This window comes from Rheinheimera pacifica (assembly GCF_900108485.1).
Taxonomy (GTDB): Bacteria; Pseudomonadota; Gammaproteobacteria; order Enterobacterales; family Alteromonadaceae; genus Alishewanella; species Alishewanella pacifica.
In genome coordinates this window covers 110,461-125,658 of sequence record NZ_FNXF01000012.1, presented here as the reverse complement: position 1 = coordinate 125,658, position 15,198 = coordinate 110,461, and the positions used below count along the sequence as shown (strand labels likewise).

The 15,198-nt window shown below is 48.3% G+C and carries 19 protein-coding genes; 11 read left to right on the top strand and 8 right to left on the bottom strand.

Translation table 11 applies throughout. The features are described 5' to 3' along the window. Positions 1-99 precede the first annotated feature (99 nt). The 5 genes from BLW68_RS14965 to BLW68_RS14945 form a co-directional block, all read right to left on the bottom strand. Positions 100-1,317 (bottom strand): methyl-accepting chemotaxis protein, encoded by a 1,218-nt coding sequence (locus BLW68_RS14965; protein ID WP_092795092.1) that lies wholly within the window; start codon positions 1,315-1,317, stop codon positions 100-102. Positions 1,318-1,424: 107 nt separating this feature from the next. Continuing rightward, positions 1,425-1,832 (bottom strand): DUF6691 family protein, encoded by a 408-nt coding sequence (locus BLW68_RS14960; protein WP_092795090.1) that lies wholly within the window; start codon positions 1,830-1,832, stop codon positions 1,425-1,427. 10 nt (positions 1,833-1,842) lie between these two features. After that, entirely contained in the window at positions 1,843-2,247 is a 405-nt protein-coding gene (locus BLW68_RS14955; RefSeq protein WP_092795088.1) for a YeeE/YedE family protein, read from the bottom strand. A gap of 12 nt (positions 2,248-2,259) precedes the next feature. Further along, on the bottom strand, positions 2,260-2,661 hold the full coding sequence (locus tag BLW68_RS14950) for a rhodanese-like domain-containing protein (protein WP_092795085.1): 402 nt from the start codon (positions 2,659-2,661) through the stop codon (positions 2,260-2,262). Positions 2,662-2,683: 22 nt separating this feature from the next. Further along, positions 2,684-3,433: a sulfite exporter TauE/SafE family protein gene (locus BLW68_RS14945; protein WP_092795082.1), complete on the bottom strand. Its 750-nt coding sequence runs from the start codon at positions 3,431-3,433 to the stop codon at positions 2,684-2,686. 114 nt (positions 3,434-3,547) lie between these two features. On the opposite strand from BLW68_RS14945, the gene BLW68_RS14940 reads away from it, so the two are divergent. The 5 genes from BLW68_RS14940 (at position 3,548) to BLW68_RS14920 (ending at position 8,409) form a co-directional block, all read left to right on the top strand. Then, positions 3,548-4,420: an MBL fold metallo-hydrolase gene (locus BLW68_RS14940; protein WP_092795140.1), complete on the top strand. Its 873-nt coding sequence runs from the start codon at positions 3,548-3,550 to the stop codon at positions 4,418-4,420. A 109-nt stretch (positions 4,421-4,529) separates the two neighbouring features. Further along, positions 4,530-5,429 carry a dienelactone hydrolase family protein gene (locus BLW68_RS14935; RefSeq protein ID WP_092795080.1) on the top strand — a complete coding sequence of 300 codons (900 nt, stop codon included), beginning with the start codon at positions 4,530-4,532 and terminating at the stop codon, positions 5,427-5,429. 63 nt (positions 5,430-5,492) lie between these two features. Continuing rightward, positions 5,493-6,413, top strand: coding sequence for a Gfo/Idh/MocA family protein (locus BLW68_RS14930; RefSeq protein ID WP_092795078.1), 921 nt, complete (start codon positions 5,493-5,495; stop codon positions 6,411-6,413). 256 nt (positions 6,414-6,669) lie between these two features. Next, positions 6,670-7,344, top strand: coding sequence for a pyrimidine 5'-nucleotidase (yjjG, locus tag BLW68_RS14925; protein WP_092795076.1), 675 nt, complete (start codon positions 6,670-6,672; stop codon positions 7,342-7,344). 576 nt (positions 7,345-7,920) lie between these two features. Beyond that, the gene (locus BLW68_RS14920) at positions 7,921-8,409 is read left to right on the top strand and encodes an HAD-IA family hydrolase (protein ID WP_218141385.1); all 489 of its coding nucleotides are present in this window, start codon (positions 7,921-7,923) and stop codon (positions 8,407-8,409) included. A gap of 186 nt (positions 8,410-8,595) precedes the next feature. On the opposite strand, the gene BLW68_RS14915 is transcribed toward BLW68_RS14920, so the two are convergent. After that, entirely contained in the window at positions 8,596-9,444 is an 849-nt protein-coding gene (locus BLW68_RS14915) for a helix-turn-helix transcriptional regulator (protein ID WP_092795074.1), read from the bottom strand. 154 nt (positions 9,445-9,598) lie between these two features. Here BLW68_RS14915 and BLW68_RS14910 point away from each other — a divergent pair, with 154 nt between their 5' ends. From BLW68_RS14910 to aqpZ, 6 genes are all read left to right on the top strand, one after another. Continuing rightward, entirely contained in the window at positions 9,599-10,144 is a 546-nt protein-coding gene (locus tag BLW68_RS14910) for a GNAT family N-acetyltransferase (protein WP_245728353.1), read from the top strand. Positions 10,145-10,304: 160 nt separating this feature from the next. Further along, positions 10,305-10,742 carry a GNAT family N-acetyltransferase gene (locus tag BLW68_RS14905; RefSeq protein ID WP_092795070.1) on the top strand — a complete coding sequence of 146 codons (438 nt, stop codon included), beginning with the start codon at positions 10,305-10,307 and terminating at the stop codon, positions 10,740-10,742. 21 nt (positions 10,743-10,763) lie between these two features. Further along, positions 10,764-11,003 (top strand): class I SAM-dependent methyltransferase, encoded by a 240-nt coding sequence (locus BLW68_RS14900; protein WP_092795068.1) that lies wholly within the window; start codon positions 10,764-10,766, stop codon positions 11,001-11,003. A gap of 54 nt (positions 11,004-11,057) precedes the next feature. Further along, positions 11,058-11,627 carry a GNAT family N-acetyltransferase gene (locus BLW68_RS14895; protein ID WP_092795066.1) on the top strand — a complete coding sequence of 190 codons (570 nt, stop codon included), beginning with the start codon at positions 11,058-11,060 and terminating at the stop codon, positions 11,625-11,627. Further along, positions 11,624-11,821: a GNAT family N-acetyltransferase gene (locus BLW68_RS21685; RefSeq protein WP_425438502.1), complete on the top strand. Its 198-nt coding sequence runs from the start codon at positions 11,624-11,626 to the stop codon at positions 11,819-11,821. The genes BLW68_RS14895 and BLW68_RS21685 overlap by 4 nt, the downstream gene beginning before the upstream one ends. Positions 11,822-12,090: 269 nt before the next feature. Then, the gene (gene aqpZ, locus BLW68_RS14885; RefSeq protein ID WP_092795064.1) at positions 12,091-12,783 is read left to right on the top strand and encodes an aquaporin Z; all 693 of its coding nucleotides are present in this window, start codon (positions 12,091-12,093) and stop codon (positions 12,781-12,783) included. Between the two features lie 42 nt (positions 12,784-12,825). Here aqpZ and BLW68_RS14880 read toward each other — a convergent pair whose 3' ends face one another. Continuing rightward, positions 12,826-14,628, bottom strand: coding sequence for an ABCB family ABC transporter ATP-binding protein/permease (locus BLW68_RS14880; protein ID WP_092795062.1), 1,803 nt, complete (start codon positions 14,626-14,628; stop codon positions 12,826-12,828). A gap of 36 nt (positions 14,629-14,664) precedes the next feature. Beyond that, positions 14,665-14,946, bottom strand: coding sequence for a pyrimidine/purine nucleoside phosphorylase (ppnP, locus tag BLW68_RS14875; RefSeq protein ID WP_092795058.1), 282 nt, complete (start codon positions 14,944-14,946; stop codon positions 14,665-14,667). Positions 14,947-15,198 lie beyond the last annotated feature (252 nt).

Here is a 15,198-nt window from a genome sequence, read left to right as displayed (position 1 = left end):
GGGGAATATACCGGCAGCTATAAATACCAGCAAGTAAGCAACTGTAAGCAAATATAGCCAGCTTAACATTTTTTATCGATAGCTACCGCAAGCAGTATTTTACTGTTGGTTACGGGCAAAACGCGCCAGTTGCTGCTGAGTACGGGCGGTGCCAGATAACAGATCTTTGGCTGCCTGATCAATAGATGCCATTTGGTTATAGGCATCACCGGTTACTTGTTCAATAGCGGATAAATGCTGATGGGTTTGCTGGTAGCGTTGCTCCAGTTCCAGTACGGTGTTATTAATGTTTTGAATACCGCTTTTGGCTTGCTGCAGTTCTTGTTGCAACTGGCTGAATTCGGCGCTGGTGCTGTCAATTTGCTGTTGCGCTTGCTGTGCCTGTTGGTTAAGGCTTTGCGATTCAGTGCGGGTTTCGCCAACCAGTTGTTCCATTTCATTTAAAAAGCCGGAAATTTGCTTGGTGGCGTCATTTACTTTCGCGGCCAGCGTACGCACCTCATCAGCCACCACAGCAAAACCGCGGCCGGCATCACCGGCGCGGGCGGCTTCTATTGCGGCATTGAGCGCCAGCAGGTTGGTTTGATCGGAAAAGTTTTCTACCATCACCAGAATTTGCCGCACATTTTCAGAGTTTTTGTGTAAGCCGTTAATTGTGCTGCCAAAGCTGTTTAGCAGTTTAACAATGCCTGACAACTGGCCGGTAAGCTGCTGCATCTGGTTGCTGGCAACTCTGGCTTTATCTACGGCGACACCGGAAACCTGGCCCACCTGATCGCCATGCTGCACTATATCGGATAGGTACTGCAGTACTTCATCACTTTCACGGCGAATTTGGCCACTACGCTTTTCGGTATCCTGCAGATGGCTGCGGGTACTTTTTACTGCACCGGACACCTGTTCGTTAACTAAATGGGTTTCGCCGGCCTGCTGGTGAATATCGCCCAGCAACACGCCTAACTGGCTGACAAACTGGTTATATTCTTCCGACAGGGTACGAAATTCGTCATAAGTAAAAGCGGGTAGACGGTGGTTAAGATCGGTACCTTTGCGGTTGGTGTCGTGCAGGGCTGACACCAGAGCTTTAACCGGTCGTACAATCAGGTAGTGCATATAGCCGATAGTAAATACAAAGGCTGTTACACCAAGCACCAGCAATAACCACCAGCGGCTGTCTGCGCCGGAGGCAGGATACGCCAGATACAACGCCAGCAGAAAAAACAGCGCTAAAAAGCTGATATTACCAACAATTTTACGGCTTAAAGTGCCAAAGAAAGTGCGTTCAATAAACAGGTAAAGAGAGGTAAAACCAGCCATAAGGTCGCAAGTCCTGCCAGAATATAATAATAGCAATGAGCATAACATAGCCTTTTGCCAGCTGCGACTGTTGCTGTGCACTGGTGTTGATCTGGCACAAACTCCTGTTATTTAGTCAGTTGCAGGCTGATATACCAGCCGGCAGCCATAGCAGCAATGAAAGCCAGTGTGCCATAGCTACCAGAGCTGATTGCGGCCAGTGCCGGGCCGGGACAATAACCTACCAAACCCCAGCCGGCGCCAAACACTAAGGCACCGATTATCAGCGGTTTATCCAGCTCCTTCTTGTTTGGCAAGCTGAAGCTTTGGGCAAACACAGGTTTGCCTTTGCCGATCACCAGCCAATAACCGCTGCTATACACGGCCAATGCTGCGGCCATTACCAGGATTAAACTTGGGTCCCAGTTAGCATTAAGCGTTAAAAAGCCCAGTACTTTGTTTGGGTCTATCATTTGTGAATAAGCAATACCGGCTGACATCAGCAACCCGGCAATAAAAGCGACAATAATCGGCATGGCAGTCTCCTTAATGCAGCAGGGTGGCAACCAGCATGCCGCTTAACATAAACAGCACAGTGGCAGTAACAGAGCGTGGCGATAAGCGGCTGACACCACAAATACCATGGCCAGAAGTGCAACCACTGCCCCAGCCGGTGCCAGCACCTACTAATAAGCCGGCAACAATGACCTGCCAGCTAAGCTGGGGTGTGCTGTAGCTAAAATCAGTTAATATTGCGCCAAGCAGGATCGGGCCGGCAACAATACCGGCTAAAAACGCCAGCCGCCAACTGCGGCCGTCGCGGGTAAATAAAGCTGAACGGGCAATACCGGAAATACCGGCAATGCGGCCATAAAACACCAATAAGATCAGTGCACCAAGGCCTATCATGGCGCCGCCAATCAGGGCTTCAACCGGGGTGAAGTTTTCCATTACGTCCTCCTGCTATTGCTTAACCGGCAAACCTGCGTCCAGCCAGGCTTGCATACCACCGGCAACAGAGTAGATTTTGCTAAATCCCATCCGTTGCAGCGCCTCCGCGGCCAGTGCTGAACGGGCACCGGAGCGGCATATTAAATACATAGGGTGTTGGGCTAATTGTTGCAGTGCTATTTGCGGCTCGCAGCCGGTGGCGGCTACTTTTGGGTGGTGGTGAATATTCATTTCCAGTACACCGCGCGGGTAATTTACCGCACCAGTAATATGCTGCTGGGCGAATTCAGACGGTTCGCGCACATCTATCAACACGGTTTCGCTATCGGCTTTAAGTGCGCTGTTAAGCTCAGCAATACTGACTTCGTTAATGGCTGATTTAGCTTCGGCGACTAACTGTTGGGATGTTTTCATCTGATACTCCTGCTAGATGGGGTTAAAGTACGGATTGATAAACCACCACGGTGGCCATCATCAGCAAAAACACCGCAAAGGCACGTTGTAGCTGTTGTTTTGGCAAGCGTTTACCTACAGCCGCACCGACATAGCTACCGGCGATACCGGCAATGATCATCAGGCCGATAGTGTTCCAGTCAAATATTGCGCCGTCAGCGGCCATGACCCAATAGTATTTACCAAAACCCACGAAGGATTTCATGGCGATAATAACCAGGCTGGTAGCAACACCAACCGGCATGGCTAAACCGCCCAGTAACACTAATGCCGGTACGATTAAAAAGCCGCCGCCTACACCAACAAAACCGGTTACGGCCCCTACAGCCAAGCCATCAAGAACAATTTTTACCGGTTTAAATGCCTTACCGTTGCCCAGCTCGCCAATGTTGCTGCGCCACATCATCACTGCGGCTACCAGCATCAAAATAGCAAATACCAACAGCTGCCAGCGGGCATCGACCAGGGTACCCAACCAGGCGCCACAGTAGGTACCAGCCATACCCGGAAGGCCAAACCACATAACATGGCGCCAGCTAATCAGCCGTTGCAGGCCATTGCGCACTGAACCAAACAAGCTGATACCGGCTACAATCAACAGTGAAGACGCTATAGCCAGCTGTGGTGGCATGTGCAGCAGATACAGCAATACCGGCACAGTAAGTATTGAACCACCCGAGCCAAACAGGCCCAGACTTAAACCAATTACTATTGCGCCAACTAAGGCCAGCATAAGGTGTTTGTCCTATATAACATATTGGAATATGCTTATAACATGAATTGCATTCTAATGTGATTCTCGCTAAGCTGCAATGAAATTTAGATGTTTCTAATTTACGAGGTGTGTATGGCTGCTAATAACGTGCATATTGAAATGTTTTTCGATAAAGACAGTTCAACTTTTAGCTATGTAGTTACGGATAACAGCACTAAGGTCGCTGCTATTATTGACCCTGTACTGAACTACGATGCTGCCGCCGGCATGATTAGCACGACAGACGCTGACAATATACTTGCCTATATTGCCGCCAAAGATCTAACCGTAGCCTGGATTCTAGAAACCCATGCCCATGCTGATCATTTATCTGCAGCGCATTATCTGCATATAAAAACCGGCGCACCGGTGGCAATAGGTGAGGGCATTCGTAAAGTACAGCAAACTTTTAAACTGGTGTTTAACCTTAATGATGACGAATTGCTGGCCAAAGGTGACTATTTTGACAAGTTATTTGCCGATAACGAGCGCTTTAGTATTGGTAATCTCACTGCGCAGGTAATTAATACACCCGGCCATACCAACGACAGCGTTAGTTATTTGATTGCCGGTAATTTAGTTGTGGGTGATTCTTTGTTTATGCCCGATTCCGGCACTGCCCGTTGTGATTTCCCTGGCGGTGATGCCCATATTTTATATCGCTCTGTGCAGCGTATTTATCAGCTGCCGGATGACACGCGTATTTTTATCTGTCATGACTATCAGCCCAATGGCCGCGAACTAAGATACCAAACCAGTGTGGCTGAGCAAAAAACGCAGAATATCCATGTAAAAGCCGATACGCCTGAACAGGAGTTTGTGCAAAAGCGCGAAGCCCGCGATAAAACTCTGACAGTGCCAAGGTTAATTTATCCTTCAGTACAGGTGAATATCCGTGGCGGCCAGTTACCAAAGGCAGAGCACAATGGTGTTAGCTATATAAAAATTCCGCTAAAACAAGCCTGAACAACCAGCGATATGACCGGCTGGCCCTGACAGCCGATCTTTTATGCGCTATAAACCGTACTGCTGTGTAATGAATTAGTGCAATAAATCAGCAAAGAGAAGCATACGGATGAAAAAACCAGTGCAACAACCTTCTACTCAACTGCCCGACCAGGCCTTTGAGCTATATGACAAATACGCCCACGGCATGCTAAGCCGGCGCGATTTTTTCACTGCCATGGCTGGTTTGGCTGTCAATGCTGCGCTGGCGACTACTTTTATCAATAGTATGATGCCCAACTATGCGCTGGCGCAGCAGGTGTCGTTTAACGATACTGATATTACTGCCAGCTATCAGAAATTTGCCTCGCCGCTGGGCCACGGCGAAGGCCGGGGTTATCTGGTTAAACCAAAAAATGCCGCTGCAGCACTGCCAGTGGTGCTGGTGATCCATGAAAACCGCGGTTTAAACCCTTATATTGAAGATGTTGCCCGCCGCCTGGCGAAGGCCGGTTTTATTGCTTTTGCACCTGATGCACTGTGGCCGCTGGGGGGGTATCCCGGTAACGATGATGCCGGCCGTGAGATGCAAAGCCGGCTGGAACCTGCAAAAATTGTGGCCGATTTAGCTGCTGCGGCACAATGGCTGAAGCAACTTGACGGTGGCAGCGGTAAGCTGGGCGTAGTGGGTTTTTGTTTTGGTGGTGCCATGACGGGGCGTTTAGCTGCGGATCTGCCAAATGTGGTAGATGCCGGAGTACCGTTTTACGGCTCGCCACCTCCTGCTGACAAAATCGCAGCGATTAAAGCGCCATTGCTGGTGCAGTTAGGTGAACTGGACGAACGGGTAAATAACCAATGGCCAGCCGCTGAAGCGCTGTTTAAGCAGCACAAGGTCAATTACAAAATTGAAATGTATCCGGCATCGCACCATGGCTTTCATAACGATTCTACCGCGCGTTATAACAAAGAGATGGCAGAGCTGGCCTGGCAGCGTACCCTGGCGTTTTTCCGTCAGCATCTTGGCTAAGACTTGTTTGTGCACAGTGCTTTAGCGTAATCTGCCGGCAGACAAAACAAACAAGGTTACGGCATGAGAATAGCGTTGCTGGGGCTTGGCGATATAGCACAAAAAGCCTATTTACCATTAATAACTGCTATGGCGGGCATTACGCCGCTGCTGTGCACCCGCCAGGCAGCGCTATTGCAACAGTTAATGCAGCAGTACCGTATAAAAGAAGGCTACACAGAGCTTACGCAGCTAATTGCTGCCAAGCCTGACGCTGTAATGATCCACAGCAGCACCGACAGCCATTTTGCTGTTGCCACACAATTATTGCAGGCCGGTATAGCGGTGTTTATTGATAAACCGCTCAGTTACAACCTGGCAGAATGTGAGCAACTGCTGGCACTGGCACAGCAGAAAAATCTGCCATTATTTGTTGGTTTTAACCGCCGTTATGCTCCCTTGTATCAGGCTGCTTTAGCCATACCACCAGTGCAGCTGCATTATCAGAAAAACCGCTATAACCTGCCGGCTGATAGCCGTACTTTTATTTATGATGATTTTATTCATCTGCTGGATTTTGCGCTTTATGCCGGCGGTGTGCAAAACCCGGCACAGCTTAAACCGCAGGTATATGGTAGTTATACCGGCCAGCAACTGGCCAGCGTGCAGGTACACTGGCAATATCAGGGCGCGGCGTTTTCTGTATCAATGAACCGCATAGCCGGTAATAGTTTTGAGCGGCTGGAATACTTTGGCGCAAACCAGCACTGGCAAATTGATAATCTGGTGCAGGGGCATTACGCCGCTGATAATCAGCAGCAGCTACTAGGCTTTAATGACTGGCACAATACCTTATATAAGCGCGGTTTTGTTAACATGCTGCAGGCTTTTGTGGCGCAGCTGCAACAAGGTGGTACTAACCCTGCGATGAACCAGGCGGCGCTGTGCAGCCATCAGTTGTGTGAACAGGTAGTGCTGCAACTGCAGCAAGATAGCACCCGCTAAAAAAATGGCCGCGCAAAGGGTTGGGACTTTGAGCGGCCAATTACAACAAAAGGTACCACGCAACCGGCATACTATATAACTGCCATGCAGCGTGCTTTGATACAGCGCAAGAATAACCTCGTTAGCACTGCCTGCCCAGCGACAAAATGTAAGTGTTTATAACCGGTGTAACAACTCCCGCGGCAAGAGCCAAATCCTGTATAGCCAGCGGTAAAGCTGGTAAACTACGGCGTTATTTTTCGCTTAGGGGGCAGTAGTGCGTTACCAGTGGATTTTATTTGATGCCGATGAAACGTTGTTTCATTTCGATGCGTTCAAAGGGTTGCAGTTAATGTTTTCCCGCCAGCAATATCAGTTTAATGCAGACGAATACCAGTATTACCAATCAATTAACCTGCCGCTGTGGCAGCAATATCAGCAGGGCGAAATTAGCGCACAGCAACTGCAGGTAAACCGTTTTACACCGTGGGCAGAAAAGCTGGGTCAAACAGCTGGCGCATTAAACAGTGCCTTTATGCAGGCGATGGCAGATATTTGCACGCCGCTGCCTGGCGCTGCAGAGCTGATCACTTCGCTCAAAGGCCGGGTAAACATGGGTATTATCACCAACGGTTTTACTGAGCTACAGCAGATAAGGCTGGAGCGTACCGGTTTTGCTGATGTGTTTTCGCCGCTGGTGATCTCAGAGCAGGTTGGGGTAGCCAAACCTCATATTGATATTTTTAACCATGCTTTTGCCTTAATGGGTCACCCGCCGAAGCAACGTATTTTAATGGTCGGCGATAACCCGCATGCCGATATACAAGGCGGCATTAACGCTGGTATAGATACCTGCTGGTTAAACCGTCATGGTGCAACGCGGCCAGAAGGGGTCGCGCCGCATAAAGAAGTGAACTCATTGGCGCAGTTGCAGCAATGGCTGCTGGGCTAAGGGTGATAATGGCAAAAGCGAAACCGGTCGGGCTGATTCAGAGCATTATTTAATCAGCCGGTATTACCGTGCACCAGCACCACCGCATCAACACAGGCCGGTTGCTGTCGGCAACAATGGCAAAAAGGCTGGTAACTAGATAATTCTTATAGTTATACATGGTGTTAGCGCCTGTTGGGTTGCCACACAAGCTAAGCAGTTGGTGAAAAAGGCACCATAGCACTTTAGTGCTGAGGTAATAAGCTGAATATGTTTTTATACAATGGTCGCTTATGAGTAAAAAGTCCGCGACTTGCGGGCACAGTGCCTGCTTTTAGCTAAGATGTTTAGTAAGAGCAAAGGAAAAGTTGTTGATGATAGGTGTTTTTCGGGGTAGTTTTCAAAGATTAAAAATTTTGAAAAAGCGACTTGCTTGCACGACTTGCGGGCATCGCACATTCTATTAAATTTTTAAGCAGTACATGGAGAGCGAGACATGCCGCACCAGATTTTAAGTTGGATGGATATACGCGAAGATTTCAATGAAAGTGTGGTGCTCGGAAATGGCGCATCTATCAGTGTTAATCCAAGTTTCAGATATGGCTCACTAAAAAACCATGCACCACGCGGGAGGTAACTGAATTTTGGTATAGCGCTTTTCCTTGGTCGGGTAAAAGTTTAGAGCAAGTAGAAAATGAAGTTATTGACCGCGTAGCGACACTTATTATTGAAAAGGGTGAGCCAATGGAAGGAGTAAGAGAGGTTCTAGATTTTTTTCAAAAGAAGAGTCTAAGAATAGGCTTGGCAACAAATGCTCCTGCCAGATTAATCCCCGTAGTTCTAAATAAACTTGGTATCTCTAAGTATTTTCATAGTACATCCTCTTCGGAGGACGAAGTTCGAGGAAAGCCGCATCCAGCAGTATATTTAACCACTGCAAAAAAATTGAAGGTTAATCCTTCAAAGTGCATTGCATTCGAAGATTCTCTATCCGGAATAATCGCCGCGCGTAAGGCGAACATCAAGACTGTCGCAGTTCCACACCAGTCAGAGTTTACAGATAAAAATACGATTTATCTCATCTGAAAATTAGCCGGTTAGCGGACTTCACAGATATCCACTTAGAAGAATTAGCAAATTGTGTATAACTATGCATTATGCCAAGAGCCCTTTTAACCCATTTAACAAGGCCAGCAACGGCGAAGCTCGTACGTCGCGCGCGTTCTGGCGGCGTTATGTGTTCGCAAGGAACTAAGTATGGCTATATTAATGTCATTTATTTCCAGCCTCGCCATCCTGACGATAGCATGACAGCGAAAGGCCGGTTTGGCGCTTGAAGTAGCGGCAAAGGTAAGACGCATCCGCGAAGTGCAGTTTGTACGCGATCTGCCCAATTGCAAGGTTGCTATATGAAAGCAGGGCTTTGATCTCCAGAGTCAGCTGCCGGTCAATCAATTCCTTGGGTGTATGATTGAAAAACTCTTTGGTTAATTGCGACAAGTAAAATGGCGTGATACTAAGTGCATCAGCGTAGAACTTTACCCCTCGGTGTCGGGTGCAATGCTTGCCAACTAACTCCCAAAAGCGCCAACTGAACATTTCTTTGCGACTGAACTCTCGGCTGCCTGATTGCCCGCCTGGCATTTGTTCCGCAATCTTCAGGAAAAAATTCTGCAACTGATTTCTGAGCATGATGCGCTGGTAGGTTGGGCAATGCTGCGTAATGTCTTGCATCTGTTTCAGCCACATCGCTATTAATGGCTTATCTTTCGCGGCAGGCACACAATGAGGGTGATCATGCAGAAACATGAACAAGGGGTTAGGTAGTTGGTAGGCGACCTCAGCTGCAAAGCTTTTTGGCATCAGGCAAAAATAGACCCTGAAGCAGCGTGAGCGGCGTTTCAACAGGGCGATGGTGTCTTCTGCCAGCACCAACACATCATTAGGCCTGACAACATGATCCTTGAAGTTCAGGGTGAAATACGCACTTCCGGAAATGCAGACCAGTAGTGTCATGTAAGCATGCCCGAAGGAAAGAGGTATCCCTGGCAAGTCAGCTAGTGTACTTTCTCCTGTGACTATCGCATTGTCTGGGGCGAACAGTTTCGGAATATGCTGCATAATGACTGGATGCTCCCGTATACAAAGGCATAAAGCTTACCACAGGATATGCAAAAGTTGCTAAAAGTACCGAAACTGCCAAGGTAATGGCATTTACCATCGGCCAGTATCTTCATACACTGCCTGCTGCAAAATACAGCTAAATGAGGACTGGATGATGAGACTTGAAACACAACGACTACTACTACGCCCTTGGCAGGAGATGGATGCAGCCGATCTGTACGAATATGCCCGGGATGAACGGGTTGGGCCCATTGCGGGTTGGCCACCGCATACCAGTGTGGAGCAGAGCCGCGACATTATTCGTACGGTCTTTAACCATCCTGAGGTCTATGCGGTCGAGTTAAAGGAAACCCAGCACGCGGTTGGTTGCATAGGTATTCTGATCGGTACCAATAGCAACTTTGAGATCAGCGAACAGGAAGGCGAAATCGCATACTGGATTGGCGTGCCATATTGGGGCAAGGGTCTGATCCCGGAAGCAGTGCGTGCAGTAATGCGCCACGCTTTTGAAACCCTGAAGCTGAAGGCGTTATGGTGTGGTTATTTTGCCAACAATACGCAATCCCAGGTAGCCCAGTCCAAGTGTGGCTTCCGCCATCACCATATTGAAGAGAAAAAATACAACCAATTCATGCAGGACTACCGAACAGAACATATTAGCCGCATCACTTATGAAGAGTGGCTGGAGCTACCCTAATGGCTGCGGCCCTGTGCTCAAAATGGCTTTGTAAGGTCAGTACCAGGTAACGGCCATCTGGTGCTCCGGGCAAGGAGATTGTGCTCTTGTTGGCTGAGCACTGTGCGGCCTCACTACAAAGCCGCGCGTGCTGGCGGCGTTATTAGAGCTAAGGAAAGTTATGAGTATCACACTGGAAGAAATTAATAGTTCAAATTATGAAGCCGTATGCGGCTTAGATGTCACGGATGAGCAACAGGAATATGTTGCCAGCAATATGTGGTCATTGGTTGAGTCACATTATTGCCAAGGGCATACCTGCAGAGCTATCTATCAGAACGATAAACCTGTCGGGTTTTTCATGTGGGTATCTGAAACGCCTGAAAAAGTTTCTATATGGCGTTTCATGGTTGATCAGCGTTACCAACACGCTGGGATTGGTAGAATAGCTTTAAATTTGGCAGTAAATGAAATCAAAGCGTGCGATAAAATAAAGGTGATTGAAATTTGTTATGACCCTGCAAACCCCGTAGCTAAAGATTTTTATTCTAGTTTTGGTTTTCAGGAAGTCGGCTTTGATGAAGATGGCGAAGATATGTTGGCTGTCATCAAATTATGAGCTCTAACAAACGCTAGCACAATGCGCCTGCGGCGCTCGGGTTGCAGTAATGCTCGTGAGTTGCTGTCTCTGGCAGCATTGGGTGTCAAGCCCTTGCTGGGCATTGATCAATCTTCTCAATTTTTGGCCCAAGGAGCTGAACTGGCTTCAAAGGCTAAACTTAATCCGCGCTTGATTGAGGAAAACATTTACGAATTGCCAACAGGACTAGGCCAGTATGATTTGGCGCTTGTAGCGCAAATCCATATCTGCCGGAAATGAGTTATTTTGAGAAAAACCCTGTGAAGATTGAAGAGGCTGTTCCGAGGAGTAGAAATGATCGAGCAAAATAAGTTTGTTCAAAGCCTAGAAAAAGATTTCACAACAGCGGTCCCTATCTCTGATGGAGTAGTGACGATCCGGCTTATGTCTGATATCGATGCAGATGCCTATGCAGCGGGAGCAGACGATGCGCTAGTCAAGCGTTTTGCTCACCTTCCGCTGGAAAAATATACACCGCAGGTTGTCCGCAACATGATTCGAGGCGTAATCGCAGACAGGTTGCGCGATAGAACGTTGGCGGTTTTAACAATCGCTGACGCAAGCTCAGACTCGTTTCTTGGGAGCTTAGTGATATTTGATATTAAGAAGGAGGATGCAGAGATTGGCTACTGGGTTGCACCTACGCATAGAGGTCATGGTGTATCCGGGCGCGCCCTCATACTCAGCATAGAAATTGCACGTATTCTGGGATTAAAAAAACTGCGTGCTCGGACTGTTAGAGAAAACCCTGCATCAGAGAAAAGCCTTCTCAAGGCTGGATTTTCTTGGGTCAGTGAAGCGCAGCTTGAGGAAACACCATCTGGAAAAATTGAAATGAGCATATGCTATTGCGTTGAATTGTGAAATATCAGCCAAGGCACCTTAGTTTACATCGAATAGAACTTACGGCTTATCGTGACAACGTAGCGGCAATCAAAGCGTATGAAAAAGCAGGCTATCAGCACGAAGGGATCAAAAGAGAATCAGGCTATCGCAATGGTCGATTCATGGACAAAGTCCAAATGTCAGTTTTATCGCGAGAGTGGCCGGCCACATAACAAACATAAGCCTTCCCAGAGTCAATAGGTAAAACCTCTGTTCTGGCCGGATTAGCGGCCAGGCTGTAGTCCATCAGCAAGATAGGCTGCTTTATCTGTCATCATGATTTTGCGGTTGATAAGCCTATGCCGTTGAATTGTTCCTACCTTGCTGTTTCTCAGTGTTCAGAGTATTTTCAATGTGTTGTATGGCAGTAACCAGGTTGTAGCGGTGTGCTGGTTTACTGTTTGTGATTTGGAAGATGGTTAATTAAAACAAGGAAAACACTATGAGATCTTATGTTGCAGAGTTTATCGGTACTTTCTGGCTGGTGCTGGGTGGCTGTGGCAGCGCTGTATTGGCGGCGGCCTTTCCTGAACTGGGTATTGGTTTTGCCGGCGTGTCGTTAGCTTTTGGTTTAACGGTATTAACCATGGCTTATGCCATTGGCCATATTTCGGGTTGCCATTTAAACCCGGCGGTATCAATTGGTTTATGGGCCGGTGGCCGCTTTGCGGCGAACCAGCTGTTACCCTATATAGTGTCACAGGTGTTGGGGGCTATAACTGCTGGTGCTGTACTGTATTGCATTGCCACCGGCAAAGCTGGTTTTGATGTATCGGCGGGTTTTGCTTCCAATGGCTATGGCGCGCATTCGCCCGGCGGTTACAGTATGCAGGCGGCACTGTTGACGGAAGTGGTGCTGACGATGCTGTTTTTAGTGGTCATTATGGGCGCAACTGACAAACGTGCACCCCAGGGCTTTGCGCCGATAGCCATAGGCTTGTGTTTAACCCTTATTCACCTGATCAGTATACCGGTAACTAACACCTCGGTTAATCCGGCGCGTAGTACCGGTGTTGCTGTATTTGTGGGTGACTGGGCCGTAACGCAGTTGTGGCTGTTCTGGTTAGCTCCGATCGTTGGCGCTATAGCAGGTGCACTGTTGTATCGTTATATCAGTGGACCCAAAACTGCATAATTATTAGCGCTAGTATTAGCGCTAGCCTGTTGGCAGTTACAATTAGCTTTGTTGTTTTTGTTGTAACTGCCACATCCGGGCGTATTCGCCGTTGGCGGCCAGCAGTTCGTTGTGGCTGCCTTGCTCTGCCAGCCTGCCTTGTTTTAATACAATAATATTGTCGGCATCAGTAATGGTGGATAAACGATGTGCTATTACCACGCTGGTATGATTACGTGCCACTTCGCGCATGGCTTGTAATATGGCTTGCTCGGACGTTGAGTCGAGCGCTGAGGTGGCCTCATCGAATACCAGAATCGGCGATTTCTTTAAAATAGCCCGGGCAATAGCTATGCGCTGCTTTTCGCCACCTGATACTTTTAGCCCGCGCTCGCCTACCTGAGTCGCATCGCCGTGCGGCAGGCTGTTAATAAAGCCGCGCAGGTGTGCTAAGTCTATTGCTTGTTCAACCTCCTGCTCGCTGGCATTCGGGCGGCCGTAGCGGATATTGTCACGTATGCTGCTGTTAAACAGCACGGTGTCTTGTGGCACTATGGCAATAGCGCGGCGCAGGCTGTCGAGCGTAACGGTGCTGATATCCTGATCATCAATGCAGATACTGCCGCCGCTGATACGGTAAAAGCGGTATAGCAGCCGGGCGATAGTGCTTTTACCGGCACCACTGGCGCCAACAATCGCCACCTTGCTGCCGGGCGGTACCGTAAAACTTAACTGCTGCAAAATAGGCCGCCCGCTCTGGTAAGCAAAATCGACCTGCTGAAAACGGATACTGCCGTTAGCAAGTTGCAGGGTGGTGGCATCCGGTGCGTCGGTAATATCTGGTTTGCGCTTTAGTAAGCCGAGCATATTTTCTAAATCTGTTAACGCCCGGCGGATTTCGCGATAAACAAAACCCAAAAAGTTAAGCGGTAAAAACAGTTGGATCATATAGGCGTTAACCATCACTAAATCGCCCAGCGTCAGCTGTTTACTGACAACTTCGTCTGCCGCCAGCCACATTAGCGCGGTAATAGCCGCGGCAATAATCAGTGCCTGGCCCGAGTTTAATGCCAGCAGGCTTAAACGGTTTTTTAAGCGGGCTTGTTCCCACTTTGCCAGAAAGCTGTCGTAGGTTTGCGCCTCGTAGTGCTCGTTATTAAAATACTTTACCGTTTCATAGTTAAGCAGGCTGTCAACGGCGCGGCTGTTAGTGGTGTTATCAGCCTGGTTGGCTTCGCGGGTGTATTTGTTGCGCCATTCGGTAATCACCACAGTAAAAAAGATATACACCGCAACAGCCAGCACAGTAACAACCGAGTAAAGCGGAGAGAACAAGGTAGCGAAAATCAGCGCTACAGCCAGAATTTCAAATAAGGTTGGCGCGATATTAAACATTAAAAAGCGCATTAAAAAACTCAGGCCATTGGTGCCGCGCTCAATATCACGGCTAATACCGCCGGTTTGCCGGTCCAGGTGAAACGCCAGCTCTAAACTGTGCAAATGCTGAAATACCCGCAGGCCCAGCTTACGCATGGCATGCTCGGTTACCCGGCCAAACAGGGCGTCGCGTACTTCACCAAAAAACACACTGGCAAAGCGCAGGCCACCATACAGCAATAGCATAGCCAGCGGCACAACAAGCAGATTGTGCTGGCCCTGATCGAGTGCATCAACGATATATTTTAATGCCAGTGGCATTAACAGGGTGGCGGCTTTAGCAGCAACTAAAGCCAGCAACGCCAGCAATACGCGGTATTTAAATTGCCACAGATAAGGCCATAACATGGCCAGTGTCTGTCTCAGGCTGGTTGCTTCAGGTCTTTTGGCGGGGTCAGGCTGTTTAGCTGCAGAGCGCATACCGCGCATGGTGGTTCCTTGTTACTTTGGCATCGGGTTATTGTATCAGGCGTAAGTGCAAAGGTATGCTGTATCTACCGCTACCTGCACCTGAAACTTACTGTCAGCCGGCACCGAAAAATGCTGGCCCCGGCTAAAGGTTTGCCAGCCGTTTGCTCCTGGCAGTAAAACGGTCAGCGCGCCGCTTATTACTGTCATCACTTCATGCTGGCTGGTACCAAACTCATATTCACCCGGTGCCATTACGCCTACTGTTGCCGGTAACTGCTCGCCCTCAAAGGCAATAGAGGCAACTTTACCATCAAAATACTGATTCACTTTAAACATATCGGGCTCCGTTAATTATGGTCTGACACAGTAAACCTGATCCTGACGTCAGATGGAAGTAGCACTTTAAAATTAGATGGCTTTACGTCTATTTAATTTACATATTGATGTAAAACAGCTGGTTAGTGAGGTGTAAATTTTATTGACGGTAAGATGTAAGAAAATAAGCGAAATTCAGTAGATAAAGTTAATGAATCTGCCATAAAAGCGCTTTATATTCAGATGTCCTTAATAACACCTCCAGGGAGAACA